This window comes from Fulvivirga sediminis, assembly GCF_016757215.1.
Lineage (GTDB): Bacteria > Bacteroidota > Bacteroidia > Cytophagales > Cyclobacteriaceae > Fulvivirga > Fulvivirga sediminis.
The window spans coordinates 276,368-291,456 of record NZ_JAESIY010000008.1 but is presented as its reverse complement, the minus strand read 5'-3'; the positions used below and the strand labels follow the sequence as shown (position 1 = coordinate 291,456).

General features: G+C 37.7%; 9 protein-coding genes. All 9 read right to left on the bottom strand.

Annotation, left to right across the window (positions count from 1 at the left end; all coding sequences use genetic code 11):
* Positions 1 to 788 precede the first annotated feature (788 nt).
* The 9 genes from JL102_RS15815 to JL102_RS15775 all read right to left on the bottom strand — a co-directional run bounded on the left by JL102_RS15815 (position 789) and on the right by JL102_RS15775 (position 15,088).
* On the bottom strand, positions 789 to 3,062 hold the full coding sequence (locus JL102_RS15815; protein ID WP_202245477.1) for a GH92 family glycosyl hydrolase: 2,274 nt from the start codon (positions 3,060 to 3,062) through the stop codon (positions 789 to 791).
* A gap of 135 nt (positions 3,063 to 3,197) precedes the next feature.
* The gene (locus JL102_RS15810) at positions 3,198 to 5,483 is read right to left on the bottom strand and encodes a GH92 family glycosyl hydrolase (RefSeq protein WP_202245398.1); all 2,286 of its coding nucleotides are present in this window, start codon (positions 5,481 to 5,483) and stop codon (positions 3,198 to 3,200) included.
* Positions 5,484 to 5,648: 165 nt separating this feature from the next.
* The gene (locus JL102_RS15805) at positions 5,649 to 7,709 is read right to left on the bottom strand and encodes a glycoside hydrolase domain-containing protein (protein ID WP_202245397.1); all 2,061 of its coding nucleotides are present in this window, start codon (positions 7,707 to 7,709) and stop codon (positions 5,649 to 5,651) included.
* 78 nt (positions 7,710 to 7,787) lie between these two features.
* Positions 7,788 to 9,206, bottom strand: coding sequence for a glycoside hydrolase family 125 protein (locus JL102_RS15800; RefSeq protein WP_202245396.1), 1,419 nt, complete (start codon positions 9,204 to 9,206; stop codon positions 7,788 to 7,790).
* 628 nt (positions 9,207 to 9,834) lie between these two features.
* Complete coding sequence (locus JL102_RS15795; protein WP_202245395.1) at positions 9,835 to 10,686, bottom strand: tetratricopeptide repeat protein; 852 nt, start codon at positions 10,684 to 10,686, stop codon at positions 9,835 to 9,837.
* Positions 10,687 to 10,707: 21 nt separating this feature from the next.
* Entirely contained in the window at positions 10,708 to 11,211 is a 504-nt protein-coding gene (locus JL102_RS15790; RefSeq protein WP_202245394.1) for a tetratricopeptide repeat protein, read from the bottom strand.
* A gap of 39 nt (positions 11,212 to 11,250) precedes the next feature.
* Positions 11,251 to 11,391 (bottom strand): hypothetical protein, encoded by a 141-nt coding sequence (locus tag JL102_RS15785; RefSeq protein ID WP_202245393.1) that lies wholly within the window; start codon positions 11,389 to 11,391, stop codon positions 11,251 to 11,253.
* 818 nt (positions 11,392 to 12,209) lie between these two features.
* Positions 12,210 to 12,707 (bottom strand): hypothetical protein, encoded by a 498-nt coding sequence (locus JL102_RS15780; protein ID WP_202245392.1) that lies wholly within the window; start codon positions 12,705 to 12,707, stop codon positions 12,210 to 12,212.
* A gap of 311 nt (positions 12,708 to 13,018) precedes the next feature.
* Positions 13,019 to 15,088 carry an OmpA family protein gene (locus JL102_RS15775; RefSeq protein ID WP_202245391.1) on the bottom strand — a complete coding sequence of 690 codons (2,070 nt, stop codon included), beginning with the start codon at positions 15,086 to 15,088 and terminating at the stop codon, positions 13,019 to 13,021.
* Position 15,089 lies beyond the last annotated feature (1 nt).

Below are 15,089 nucleotides of genomic sequence, written 5' to 3'. Positions count from 1 at the left end.
ATATGCACATACAAAAAATCCCCTTCGAACCTGGTTCTAAAGGGGACTTCTGTTGTCTATAGTTGGCTTTAATTGATACTAAGGTAGTGCCTCACCCCAATTTCCGAAAGTTCATATCTTTTTGTGTCATTTTAACAAGGTGAGTCACGGATTTTGACGATGAACAGTTCTTCTCATGAAATAAGCAAAGTGAGCAGTACAATATTCGAGGCTCTCAGAGAAGTCTGACTATATAAGTTTCCCCAGTTGAACAGTGCTTTCTAAAATACGCACATACAAAAAATCCCCTTTGAACCTGGTTCTAAAGGGGACTTCTGTTGTCTATAGTTGGCTTTAATTGATACTAATGTAATACCTCAACCCCATTTCAGAAAGCTCATATCTTTTTGTGTCATTTTAACAAGGTGAATCACTGATTTTAGCGATAAACTGTTTTACTCATAGAACGAGTCAGGCGAGCAGTGCAATATTCGAGGCTTTCAGGGAAGGCTGGCTGAAAGATTCACCAATTGAGCAGTACATTCTAAAATAAGCACATACAAAAAATCCCCTTCGAACCTGGTTCTAAAGGGGACTTCTGTTGTCTATAGTTGGCTTTAATTGACACTAAGGTAGTACCTCAACCCCATTTCCGAAAGTCCATATCTTTTTACGTCATTTTTAAAAGGTGAGCCACTGATTTTAGCGATGAATTGCTATGCTTAAATCATGATTCTATATCAAAACTCACCGAGTAATATCAACTACCTTAAGCATAATTAAATCTTAAGAACAACTGCTATTGCTACTTACTTCCTATTCGGCTTATTACTCATATGAAAAGTAAGTGTTCCTCCTTTTTCTATATCTTCGTGAGTGATATAGGTTTTATCTACTTCTTTACCGTTGAGCTCCACTTTCTTCACAAATACATTTTTATCACTTTGCTTCTTAGCCTCGATCTTGAACTCTTTTCCATTCTGTAAACGGATAGTGGCCGAGTTTACGGCGGGGCTACCTAACATATACTGATTAGAACCTGGTGCTACAGGGTAAAAACCTAAAGAGCTGAATAAATACCAGGCACTCATTTGGCCAAAATCATCATTTCCTCCAAGTCCATTAGCTCCTGTTTTGTACATGGCCTTCAGGATCATCCTGATTTTGTCCTGTGCTTTCCATGGCTGATCCGTCCAGTCATAGAGGTAAACCACATGGTGAGATGGCTCGTTACCATGTACATAATTGCCAATAATGCCATCTCTGGAGATATCTTCAGTGTGCTCAAAGTACTTATCTGGAAGCTCCATGGAAAACAAAGAATCTAGATGAGGAACGAACTTTTGATCTCCACCCATCATCTCTATCATACTTTCAGGATCATGGGGAACGTATAAGCTATAATTCCAAGCGTTTCCTTCAATAAAGCCTTTCCAATGAGTGTCTAAAGGATCAAATTCTTTTATCCATTCTCCATTGGCCAGCTTAGGTCTCATGAAGCCCGTTTTAGGATCATAAACATTCTTATAACTTTCAGAACGTTTCATAAATTCTTTATAGACCTCCTCCTTACCTAACTTTTTCGCTATCTGAGCAATACACCAGTCATCATAAGCATATTCCAACGTTTTGGACACCGAGGCTCTACTGACATCCTCGGGTACAAAGCCTCTATCAATATATTCACCTATACCATCAAAATATCTGGTATTGGCAGTATTGATACAAGCCTCTAGTGCGCGCTCCACATCAAAATCTGCATTGCCTTTAATGACAGCATCTGCGATAACTGGCACACTATGGTAGCCGATCATACACCAGTTTTCATTAGCATAGTGAGACCAAACAGGTAGCATATTATGAACACTCTGATCATAATGAGCCAGCATAGATTTTATCATATCCTGATTTCTGGCTGGTTGCAAAATATTGAATAGAGGGTGTAGGGCCCGGTAAGTATCCCACAGTGAGAAGCTGGTGTAGTTAGTAAACCCCTCCGCTTGATGTACATTTTGATCTAGCCCTTTGTATTCGCCATTTACATCCTGATAAACTGTTGGCCCTAAAAAGGCATGGTACATGGCTGTGTAGAAGTTTTTATAATCATCCTCTGTGCCTGCATCTACTGTTACTTTACCCAATTGCTTATTCCACTCTGCCTGTGTTTGAGCTTTCACTGCTTCAAAATCCCAACCAGGAACTTCTGCTTTCATATTTTCAATGGCGTTAGCTGTGCTTACTGGTGACAGGGCAAATTTTATCTTGATCTTGTCCCCTGCCGCTACATCAAAGTCAAAGTGTGCTCTGATTTTTTCGTTGGCCGCTTCTGGAAAATTATTTTCCTGATCAAAGCGTCCCCAAAAGCCTCTGTAAGGATGTTTTTCATACATTTTAAAGCCATATGTCTTCACTGGCTTGCTGAAAGACATCGCGAAATATTCGGTACGGGTTCTGGCCCAGCCATTGGTAGATTTATAACCGGTGATAAGTGTATCATTTTCTAATCTAATAAAAGCCCACGTGGTCTTCTCATCATAATTATAAATGCCATACATCATATCCAATATGATATGCGCCGCTGCAGCTTCAGGAAAAGTATACTGATGCATGCCTACTCTGGTGGTAGCGGTAAGTTCAGCAGTAATGTTGTGATCATCCAGTTTCACTTTGTAATAGCCTGCCTCTGCTGTTTCATTATCATGGCTAAACTTAGATCTGTAGCCGCTCTCCGGATTTTCTGCTGTACCTGGATTGAGTTGTAATTCGCCAGTGGTAGGCATGATAAGAAAATCACCTAAATCTGAATGCCCTGTACCGCTAAAGTGGGTATGACTAAATCCTACAATAGTTTTATCTTCATACTGATAACCAGCGCAATACTTATATACGTCTCCGGTGTACTTACCATCAACTGCATATGGTATGGTATCGGTATCAGGACTTAACTGCACCATTCCGAAAGGAGCTGTAGCTCCAGGATAGGTATGGCCCATTCGGGCTGTACCAATCATGGGATCTACATATTTTACCAAACCTTTGTCTTGCTTATCTTGTGCATGGCCAACAAGTGCCTGAGCACCCATTAGCAGCCCCACTAGCCAGTTTTTTTTTATCATAATCTTAATATCTTAAATGTGAATGAAGTGTAGTAAAGCGAAGTATAAATAATCTATATAAGACTACTTCATACTTCGCAATAACCAAAACACAAAAAGGAATTACTCTTCAGTAGAAAGAGAATAAGGAAAATCCTCTTCTTTTATGCCTCTTTTCTTATTAGGCTCCGCTCCCATTTCAAAGTTCAGGGTGGCTCCTTTCATGAGTTCATTATGATCTAGATAGTTCTTAGTAGAAGACTCTCCATTTACGGTTAGCTGCTGAACGTATCTGTTCTCATCACTATTTTTCGGGGCATTGATCACTAATTCTTTACCATTTTCTAAGCTTACTGTTATTTTCTTAAATAGCGGTGCTCCCAATACGTACTCATTTACTGCAGGGCATACAGGATAAAAGCCCATAGCAGAAAACACATACCAGGCAGAGGTTTGTCCGTTATCTTCATCGCCACAATAGCCATCAGGAGTAGGTTGATACATTCTATTCATGGTTTCTCTGGCCCAATATTGCGCTTTCCATGGTGCTCCAGCATAATTATATAGATAAATCATGTGCTGAATAGGCTGATTTCCGTGAGCATATTGTCCCATATCAGCTATTTGCATTTCTCTGATTTCATGAATAACACCACCATAGTAGCTGTCATCAAAAATTGGAGGCAGATCGAATACTGAATCCAACTTGGCCACAAAGTTTTGTTTGCCTCCCATAAGGTCTATAAGGCCTTGAGGGTCATGGAATACTGACCAGCTATAATGCCAGCTGTTTCCTTCGGTAAAAGCATCTCCCCATTTGAATGGATTAAAAGGCGATTGAAATGAACCATCTTTGTTTTTACCTCTCATCAGTCCGCTCGAAGGATCAAATAAGTTTTTATAGTTCATGGCCCTTTTCTTATAGAGCTTAATGTCTTTTTTAGATTTTCCAAGAGCTTTCGCTAACTGATAGATGGCAAAATCGTCATAAGCATACTCTAATGATCTGGCGGCACTTTCGTTGATCCCAATATCATAGGGCACATAGCCAAGATCAATGTATTGCTCTGCACCTGCTCTACCTACTGCGGTCATTGGGCCGGCATTGTTAGCGCCATGAATAAGCGCTTCATAAAGTGTTTCAATGTCATACCCTCTAAGTCCTTTAATGTAAGCATCAGATACCACTGAGGCAGAATTGTTACCCACCATGATATTGGCATATCCGGGACTGGACCACTCGGGCAGCCATCCTCCTTCTTTAAAGTCGTTAGCCAAACCAGCTTGCATTTCTTTATTGATGGAAGGGTAAACTAAATTCAAGAATGGATAAAGTGCTCTGAAAGTATCCCAGAAGCCTGTACCTGCGAACATGTATCCTGGAAGGATTTCGCCATTATAAGGACTCCAGTGGATGATTTCGTTGTTCTCGTTGATTTCGTAGAGCTTATTAGGAAAGAAAAGCGTTCTATATAAACAAGAATAGAAAGTTCTCACCTGATCAATGGTACCGCCTTCCACTTTCAACCTACCTAATTTATCATTCCACTCCTCACGAGCCTTTTTCTTAGTAGTTTCAAAATCATCATTAGCCAGCTCTCTGCTTAAGTTAAGCTCAGCCTGCTCAAAGCTTATAAATGAAGAAGCCACTTGCACGTTAATTTTCTCTTCGTTTGAAGTTTTGAAGCCTACCAAAGCACCCGCATGATCCGCTTCCATTTCTGTTTTTCCTTCAGTCAACTTATCTCCATCCCAGGTACTTACATCACTAAACTCTTTATCGAACTTAATCACGAAGTAGTTTTTGAAATTTGTGAGTTTCCCTCTGGAATATTTGGTGGTATAGCCAATGATCTTATTCTCTTCGGGGATGACTTTCACATAAGAACCTTTGTCAAACGGGTCCACTACAATGTAAGCACTGTCTGATTCAGGAAAAGTGATTTGAAACTGTGCTGCTCTTTCTGTAGGTGTTAGTTCTACAGTAATATCATGATCTGCCAGATAAACGCTGTAGTAATAAGGCTTTGATACTTCAGCTTTATGTGAAAACCAGCTCGCTCGTTCATCTTGTTTGAATTTCTTGCCAATTACCGGCATGATAGAAAATTGTCCGTAATCATTCATCCAGGGAGAAGGCTGGTGAGTTTGCTTAAATCCTCTGATTTTATGGCTATTATATTGGTACGCCCAGCCATGCCCCATAGGGCCGGTTTGCGGAGTCCAGAAGTTCATGCCCCACGGCACAGCAATAGCCGGGTACGTATTTCCATTAGATAGCCCCGGGTCTGAATCGGTACCCATGAGTGGGTTTACATAGTCCACAGGGTCAGTAACCTGATCGACCATTTGTGCATAGCCCGAAAGACTATATAGCAAAATAATAGTTAGGATATAGGTGATTTTCATTTTATTAAATTATTCAAGTGATTTGAAGCCAAAAACGAACTATAGACCTTAAAAATAATTTAGTAAACCGATTTACCTAGTTTAATTATTCTTATAGAGTATAAAGCCTTACCTAAGGTTAAATTAAAGGACTACCGGTAAGGCTTACTATCGTAAACCTCTGCTTTAATTTTGATCTAAAGCTGTTATCCATTGATCTGCATATGGCTTTTTGACTGGTTCATCAGTAGCCTCTATTTGCAGTAATCCTCCGTTCATAATTTCTTCATGAGTGAGCCAATTTCTTTTGAGTAGCTTCCCGTTGAAGGTTAAAGATTTGATATAAATATTTTCTTCACCAAAATTCTCCACCTCTATAGTAAATGATCTTCTGGTATTTTTATTTAAGATCACCTTTTCAAACAAAGGCACATGAACATAATAAACAGGCCAACCTACGCAAGCTGGGGTAATACCTGCTCCTGCCAACACAAACCAACCTGACAGAGCTCCTGCATCGTCATCCATAGTTCTAAGAAAGGCCTTGGGTTTATTAATATATATTTTGCCTACAAAAGGATCAATACCTTTGCTATTGTTATTGAAGTAAAACTGATTTACAGTATCTACTGCTATCTTATGAATAAGCTCCTGACTCTTCCAGGGCTGAGAAGTACCATGATACATCCAAGGTACTTGTATATCTGGCTCATTAGCGTGGTTATAATAATCGCCTTCAAAAAACTCATCGAGCTGAGCCAAGTAGGCTTCTTCCCCTCCACAAAGTTCTATCAGCCCTTGCACATCATAAGGCACCAGCCAGCGATATTGCCAAACCGTACCCTGATACATTTCTCGGGCTCCCATTCGGTCAATATCATTTTTGGTGAGGTCTTCAAAATCATTTTTCCAATAGTCTTTATACTTTAAGGCTTTGGCTTCATATTTTTTAGCCTGCTCTTCATTTTTAAGTATCTCAAAGATTTCCGACAGCGCCCAATCATCGTAAGCACCTTCTAAGGCTTTATCTGGTGTGGAATAATCAAAACGGTTATTTTCGCTGATGAGTGAATCGGCAATAGCATCAAAATCAATTTTATAGCCTTTTCTGTAAGCATCTAAAAGCACTACCACGGCATGCTCGGTGCGCACGGTTTGGGAAGGTTCATGGTCTGTAGAAAAGTCCTTTTTCCCATGCTTATACATTTCCTGAACAGACCACATCATGTCTCCATACTGATCAGTATAAGCCAGTGAAAGCAAGGGAAGCTGGGTTTTATAATTATCCCAAATGGCCCACCCGTTATAAAAAGTATTTTTTGATTTTTGCAATGAACCGTCAATAGCCGTATAGCTATGATCTGACTCGGATATTACAAAAGGAGATTGTAAAGCCCTGTATAACAGAGAGTAAAAAAGATCTTCTCTTTCTTTACTTCCCCTTACTTCTATCTGACCAAGTTGTTCATTCCAGGCTTCAGTAGTAGCAGCCTTCAGCTGATCAAATGTTTTGGTGTTAATGCTCTTTTGTGCATGCTCTACATCTACAGAAGAAAAGGCGATTCTCATTTCAAGATCCTTTACCTCTGGATCCAACTTTGCCAGCAACTGGTGGTTAGCCACTTTTTGGAACTCTACTGCTTTATTAAAATATATGGAGTAATAAATCTTATAAAAACCTCTGCTGCATGTGGTTCCCGACACTATATAGCCATGAAGTGTGTTTCCTACTATTTTGTGCTGTTCCTCTTTAAATCTGCCTACAAACGCATGACCAAGATCTATAAATACACCATTATTACTATTGGTGAAAGCATAATGGTGTAGCCCTTGCTTTTCATTTACTGTGAACTCTGCCTGTATTCCATTTTTAAACCTTACACCATAATACCCTGCACTCCCGTCCTCACTTTTCTTTATAAGCTTCTCTTTATAATTACCACTAGTAAACGGCTTCACCAGAATGTTACCCCCATCTCCCTGGCAGCCAACACCTTCCATTCGGTTATGGGTAAAGCCAAGATACTCTTTAGCATAATATTCATAACCCGGATGAGTAGCCGGATAGGTCTGAGGACCAATGCTCAGCATACTAAAAGGGTAACTGGCAGCGGGTGACATCTGGCCATGATCTCCGGAAGTACCTAAAAAAACATTTACCTGATCAGACTGCGAAAAAGTGACCTGATAAATAACACTAAATATAAATATAGATAAGGCTTTGAAAGGTTGATTAACCGAAGGCATGCGAACTTAAAATTTAAATGAGGCAGCAAAATTTCTTTTGCTGCACTTCAATAAATAGTAAATGAGGTTAAGTTTTTGTTATGAAAGTAGCTCTGGATTTTCTTCAAAAGTCTTATATAAAAACTCTCCAAAAAGCGTATTGGCCCAGGCAAACCACGACCTTGTAAAGTTTTTAGGGTCATTTTTATGGAAAGTTTCATGCATAAAACCTGTGTCTCCATGAGTTTCTTGCAAGGTTTTAATGCACCATTTTATCTCTTCTTTATCCGTGCTGGTAAGGCCTTTCATAATAATGCTCATAGGCCATATCATGTCTCTATCTACATGTGGGCCTCCTATACCTTCGGCTGCAGTACCTTTAATGAAGAAAGGATTATCTTCTGACCAAGCATACTTTCTGGTGTTTTGATAGATAGGATCATTAATATCTACCGCATCGAGATAAGGTAAAGATAACAAACTAGGGATATTGGCATCATCCATCAGGTTATAGCTACCGAAACCATCTACCTCAAAGGCATAGATCTTACCATATTTAGGATGATCAATAATTGCATATTTTTTAAGTGCACCTTCTACCTCATCCGCTAAGGCTTTTAACTCTGAAGCAGTTGCGTTATCATTGAATAAGGCTGTCATCATTTCGGCGGCCTGTCTCAAGCTTACTACTGCAAAAAAGTTAGAAGGAACCAAAAAAGCATATACCGTAGCATCATCACTGGGTCTGAACATAGAGCAAATGAGCCCTACAGGCTTAATTGGGTAACCATAACCTTTCATCGGTAGTGTATCAGTGCCCTTATGCGTGGTTCGCTGAAATGAATAAGGCCCCAAGTCTTCTTTTCTTTGCTGATCTTTAAAGGTTTTTAAAATTAATTTAATAGCCTTTTTCCAGTTTTCATCAAACGGACTGGTATCTCCTGATGACTTCCAGTAGTTATATGCTAAGCGGATAGGATAACACAGTGAATCTATCTCATACTTTCTCTCATGCACGCCCGGTTGCATATCTGTATGATCACTAAACCACTCCCCTTTTTTATCAGGATCATCATAAAAAGCATTAGCATAAGGATCTTTAAGGATATAACTGGTCTGCCTGTTAATAACCCCGGCTATAAGATGCTGAAGGTCCTTATCTTCCTCAATAAACTTCATGTAAGGCCAAACCTGAGCCACACTATCACGAAGCCACATGGCATCGATATCACCTGTGATAACGTACGTATCCGGTCTGCCATTTTTGGTAGCATAAGTAACGGTGGTGTCTAAGGTATTAGGAAAGCAGTTATTAAAAAGCCAGGCCAGCTCTTCATTCTTCACTCCCTTTTTAAATTTCTTAATTGCCTTTTCAATGGCCTTACTCTTAAAGTTTCTCTTATCTTCAGCCACACGCACTACAGGAAAATCGGCCGCAGCATACAGCGAAAATGGATTAACAAGAGCCGCAGCGGCGCCTACTGCGGCAGAACTTTGCATAAAGTTTCTTCTATTCATGAGATATTGGGTAAGTATTGGTAGTCAATACTAATTTATTAAAAATTATAAAACCTGATATTAGGCTTATTATTTCAATATTAAAGAAATATTTATTTTAAGCTAAATCGGTTTATCTAAAAAACGGAATATTTATTTTATTACCAAAGATTGGATCAGTTATCATGTAATAAAGGAATTACTTCTTTCTCTTTCTGGTGATTATGAGGAAGGCAATAATTTAAGGTTTGCTTTAAATGGACTGACAGGAGAAGTAAGTTCGAGATTGCTTCATTACGTTTCGTTCGCAATTACCAGTTGGGCGAGAGGTATCTGTTCTCACCCTTATTCTTGTGCAACGTCAGCTTATGCCCTATTCTAAGAAACACAGATTTATCAAAGCCCAAGGCTTTCTAATAAAACCTCATTTTATTAAGGTATTACAAAATGATCTATCCAGTAAACACCACTCACGAAGGAAAGCCTTTCCTAATCTGTGAATTTGTATTTCCTGCTCATTTAGCATAAGATAGCAGTATATTCAATTGAGTACAATTCAATCCTTTAATTTGGCGGCAGAAACGGACACTTGCGCCAGGTTTTATAAACTTGTATCAGTTAGGAGATCATTAAGCAGACTATATCAGTCTTATTCATTTAGTAAATCATTAACTCTTCTAATCTTGCATGCATAAGCTGCATTCTTACTTTTTATATACACAGTAATTCCTAATAAGGTGAAGAAAAAGATAGCAATGCAAGAACTAGCTATTTTAATAATGGTTGAGCGTTCTCTTTCAATTTCGGATTGCTTCACCTCTTTGTGATAGTTTTGTATTTCAGTATCCAGTAGTACTTGCAAGCTTTTATAATTCAGTTGATCTATTATTTGCGATTTAAGTTTCTCTTGTTGTCTTCTTAAATCTTCTAATCTAAAAATGTCATTAATCTCAATTTTTCCATTTTTGTTTACCACTGCCCTTTGGGAGGTAGACATTAAGTCTAAGGTATTAATAAAATAATCGTTATACACCTCTTTATTAGCTACATTAATAGCTTGATTCAGAAGCTCAATAGCTTTGCTATATTGATTTTGCAGTAAGTAATGTTCACCCTCTATATTTAATCGGATTAAGAGGTGATCATTGTCCACGTCTGCTATTTTTTCTAACTCTTTTGCCTTTTTCAACCATTCCACTGATTCATCAAAATCACCTTTTAAATTAAGAACATTTGCCATATTGATATAAAGCGCATATTTCTGATCATCAGAAACCTTCTCAAGGGACAAAGCTTTGCGGTAATTAAAAATAGCCTTAGAATAGTTCTTTTGATCAAATGCCATGTTAGCTAACCCTCCATATATTTTACATAAAACCTCATCGGTAGGTTGGTCCATTTTGTTCTGTGCATTGATAGCATCATTGAAATATGCGTTTGTCTCTTCCTGTTTATTTAATTTAGAGTTACAAGTAGCTAGGTCTAACAAGGAAAGACTCAAGCTCCTCCAATCTTTTTCCTTCTAATAAATTGTACTCGCCTTTTGCAAGTATGGAAGGGCTAAATCATATCCCTGTATATTATAAAAAATATCGCCTATGTTATTTAATGCGTCAGCATTCCATAATTCATCATTTAATTTATCGAATAAATCAGAAGATATAATGTAATGATTTACGGCCTGCTGGTAATTACCTTTCTCCTTGCCTATCATTCCTTTCATGTAATGCCCTCTCGCTAGAAAATATTTAGACTTAACTTGCTCAGATAAGGAGATGAGTTTATCAGTGTAACTATCGGCTAATTCCAAGTGGTCAGTTCTATGCTTCTTAGATAGTTCATAGTATACCGCCATTTTTTGATCGACTTCTAATGGATCATTTTCGAGTAAGTTCTCTAAGGAATGAATATCGTCTGGGAGTTCTTTGGAATTGATGATTTCCTTATCAGCGCAGGAACACATTAATACACAATAGACAAAACAGTGTAAAAGATAAGGTCTAGAATATTTGAATAAGTGCTTCATTAGGTATAAGGTTGGTTGAGAGGTTGCTTAAATCAGAATCTAGTCTCTAGGGGGTCTTTCATGTGTACCTCCAGCAGGTTCAGTTTGTTGGGTAATTTCATCATATGGATCTTGACAAGATGTAGCTGTAAAAAACGTGCCTATAATGAATAATAGAGATAGTATTTTTACAATTTTCATATTAGTTGATTTATGTTTATAATACAATATAGCATTATATATTTTCTTATTACACTACCAACTGAGAGTGTAAATTCTACATCCCAGTATCTCCTTTAACTATAAAAATTAACGTACATACATTTTAAAAAAAAATATACTTATGACATGGCTTAGCTCTGCCAGAAGGAACTCCATTGCTTAAAACCTCAGTCTCAATTCCCCGATATGGATCTTCACAGGCAATCAATAAAAAAGCCTGATAATTAAGCATTAAGGGTTAAAACTTTCAAAGTTTTTATATTAGATCAATTACACCTAATTGTCTTTCCACATTAATATATGAATTTATTGTTAATTATGGAAGTTATTAATATTTACCGTGATTAAGGCCAAACAAAAAGTCTTTTAATCGAAAAATATATCTATTTAAATAGCATAAAATTCTCATTATCTTACATTCACAGAGACCTATAAGGTATCTCATTCTAGCACATACCTCTTCTTGTGCCCTATTCTAAGAAACACCTATTCATAAAAGCCGAAGGCTTTCTAATAGAAACTCATTGTATTAAGGTCTTACAAAATGATCTATCCAATAAACAGTGTCAAACCTCTCAAAATATATCCTTTCCTGATCTTTGAATTTGTATTTCCTGATCATTTAGCATAAGATAGCAGTATATTCAATTGAGTACCAGTTGAATTTTTAATTTGGCGGCAGAAGCGGACACTTGCGCCAGGTTTTTATAACCTTGGATTAGTTTAGGACAACGTTCCTCGACTAATTTTCCATTTAGCAAGAATAAGGAGCATAATCATTTAACCTACTTTCTCTCCTAACTTACTTTCGTAAACCATACAAAATCTACTATTGCAAGAAACATTATAGCTGGTGACAACACCATAAAATCATAAGGACCTAAATGAAGAAAATTTAATATCCCCTCAACAAAAGTTGCGAAAACCCAAAGCAATTTAAGATAGTCAGACCTTTTTCTGAAAGGTTTATTAATAAAGCTACATATGTATATAACCACAAATCCAAGATAGCTACATGCAGCCAGATAAGTGGCATCTGGTAGATGCAAAACTCTTACCAATGCCCCTAATAATAATATTCCTATAGAGACCTTTACATAACGAAAATATTTGGATTTAATAAGTGTGCCGTTCATTAACAGAATAAAAAATCCTATAGTTTCAAATACCATTAAGCCTAAAAATGTCAGTTTTTGCCAGTGAATATTGTTCTGCGTCACGGCAAGTAGCTGTCCACACAGTGACAAGAGCAGCCCTACGCCTATTACTGTTATAAATGGTTTGTTATGCAACATATTTGATTGTTTTTATCAAACAGTAGGTAGTAATGGCACAATTCGTAATAGAATAAAATTAATAAGTATACTATTTCGCTATTTATCTGCTTTCAAGCCCCACGTGACCATAGTTACCCCTACCTAAAACAAAATTAGATAGACTAATGCCTTATCAAAAGCACTTAGCAGTCTTTCATCAGCAAAAAACACCTAACACATTAATCAAAAGCCTTAAATTAACTTCAAACACTAATCACATTCTCGAATCATCAATTATGTGTATAGTTAAAATATAGCCTTTAATTTGTTACTATAGCTCTTTCAATTAATCAATATTCAAGAATCACTACTTCTGTTCTTCTGTTCTTTCTCCTACCTTCTTCATTATCAGATCCATCCGGATTTTCATTAGGAGCAACAGGTTTGGTTTCTCCATACCCTACTGGAACTAACCGATCTGAGGAAATACCTTTTCCTATGAGGTAGTCTCTAATGCTATTGGACCTGGCTTGAGATAACTTGAGGTTAAGCTCATCATCTCCCTTACTATCTGTATGGCCACTGATTTCTATTTTCACTTGTGGATTGTTGACAAGAAAACGCTCCAGTACATCCAAGTCCTCTAATGCTTCTGGCTGAATTTTAGCATCAGCAAAGTCAAAATAAATATTCTCTAAGACTAAAACTGAACCCTTCTTGATATTGATTTTATTAAGCATCTTCTCAGAGAATACCATGGGCTGATCTGGCTCAATTGTGTTTATATTATCTATTTTTTCTTTTTCTGCAGCTTTATTCAATACTATAATCAGTGTATCTGGCAGATCATCAGGTCTCAAGTCTTTGTAACTCTTATCATAACCAGTTTTTGAAGCCGCCACTTCTATACTGTAACCCAGCTTATATCTTAATTTAAAGTCACCTTTCTTATCTGTTAAGAAGCTGGCTTCTATACTATCCTGGCTATCATAACTGTACAGCCCCAAGACAATATCCACCTCTGGCAGTTTGACAGAATCCTCATTAATAACCATTGCTGGCAATTCATTCACCTGTTGCTTTTCCAGGAAATAGATGTCATCACAGCAGTTTTTACCAAAAACAGATTTATTCTCCTCTCTATTAGACACGAATGTACCATTAGCATTGCTCACCCGCCATGAAAAATAGGTTTCATCAAAACCAGTATTGATTGATGCTCCCAAATTCTCTGGTCTGCGCCAGCTTTTTAGAGCTCCTTCAGCCTTAAACACATCATAGCCGCCCATACCATAATGATAGTCAGAGCTAAAAAATAGCTGTCCGGATTCTTTATCATAAAAAGGCGTTATTTCATTTCCTGTGCTATTGATACTACTCCCACAATTGATAGGCTCGGCCCACTCTCCTGTGCGGCTAATGGCTGAATACCATATATCTAAACCTCCCTTTCCGCCCGGCCTATCTGACACAAAATATAGCACTTCTGAAGTCATACGACGTCTGGTATACTCTCCAAATGAAGGTTGTGTGTTGGTATAAGCAGATTGATTCACCCCTCCCTTGATTTTCTCAGGCTTACTCCATTGGCCATGTTTTTTGTTAGACACATAGATAGCACACCTTACTTCATGATTATCATTTTCCTGACAAATGCTAAAGGCAAAAGACTTCCCGTCCATAGAAAGGCTGCCATTGGCTGTGTGAAAGAATTCATGATTAAAATCATAGGCTTCCTCTGGCTTCTGCCAATCACCATTTTGTCTTTTAGAGATATACAGCTTATTTACCGGTGCAAAGTCTTCATCATCTTTCACCATTACTAGGGTATCTGATGGTAGTGAAGTAAACAATAAAGAAAATTGATCTAGCCATACAGGTCCAAAATCAGAATAAGGGCTGTTTATTACCTCGGGCAACATCTCTATTTGATAATCTCTTACATAAGCATCCTGAAGCATTTCCTGTGCCTCTGAACAAGATCTTATTTTTGCATTGGCAATTCTTTTGAGTTCTCTATAATCAGGACTTGTCGGCCTTAACCTTAAAAAATCGAGATACTGTTTCTTGGCTTCTTCATATTGCTGCACAGCCATAAGACTATTTCCATAATGTAAATACGCCAGGTAATAATTATTTTTCAGCTCCTTATCGCTCTGCACTAGTTTTAGTAAACTACTATAAGCATTGATGGCCTCAGAATGATTCCTTGAAGCGTAAAGTGCTTCCGCTAATTCATACGAGCTTTGTATATCTTTTCGATTAGTCTGAAGGTACTTTTCATATAAAGGAATAGCATCATAGTAGTTGCCCTTTTTGAAACTTCTTTGTGCCATTTTTAACACATCACCGCTACTTTGCCCATTAGACGTAACCACAGTACAAGCAATAATTAGAGATAAAACAAGTAACTTCTTCATA

Bases quoted from the DNA above. Each gene is read 5' to 3' on its own strand.
- JL102_RS15815 (WP_202245477.1), bottom strand. From the start codon at position 3,062: ATGGGTGCTCAGGCACTTGTTGGCCATGCACAAGATAAGCAAGACAAA.
- JL102_RS15810 (WP_202245398.1), bottom strand. From the start codon at position 5,483: ATGAAAATCACCTATATCCTAACTATTATTTTGCTATATAGTCTTTCG.
- JL102_RS15805 (WP_202245397.1), bottom strand. From the start codon at position 7,709: ATGCCTTCGGTTAATCAACCTTTCAAAGCCTTATCTATATTTATATTT.
- JL102_RS15800 (WP_202245396.1), bottom strand. From the start codon at position 9,206: ATGAATAGAAGAAACTTTATGCAAAGTTCTGCCGCAGTAGGCGCCGCT.
- JL102_RS15790 (WP_202245394.1), bottom strand. From the start codon at position 11,211: ATGAAGCACTTATTCAAATATTCTAGACCTTATCTTTTACACTGTTTT.
- JL102_RS15785 (WP_202245393.1), bottom strand. From the start codon at position 11,391: ATGAAAATTGTAAAAATACTATCTCTATTATTCATTATAGGCACGTTT.
- JL102_RS15780 (WP_202245392.1), bottom strand. From the start codon at position 12,707: ATGTTGCATAACAAACCATTTATAACAGTAATAGGCGTAGGGCTGCTC.
- JL102_RS15775 (WP_202245391.1), bottom strand. From the start codon at position 15,088: ATGAAGAAGTTACTTGTTTTATCTCTAATTATTGCTTGTACTGTGGTT.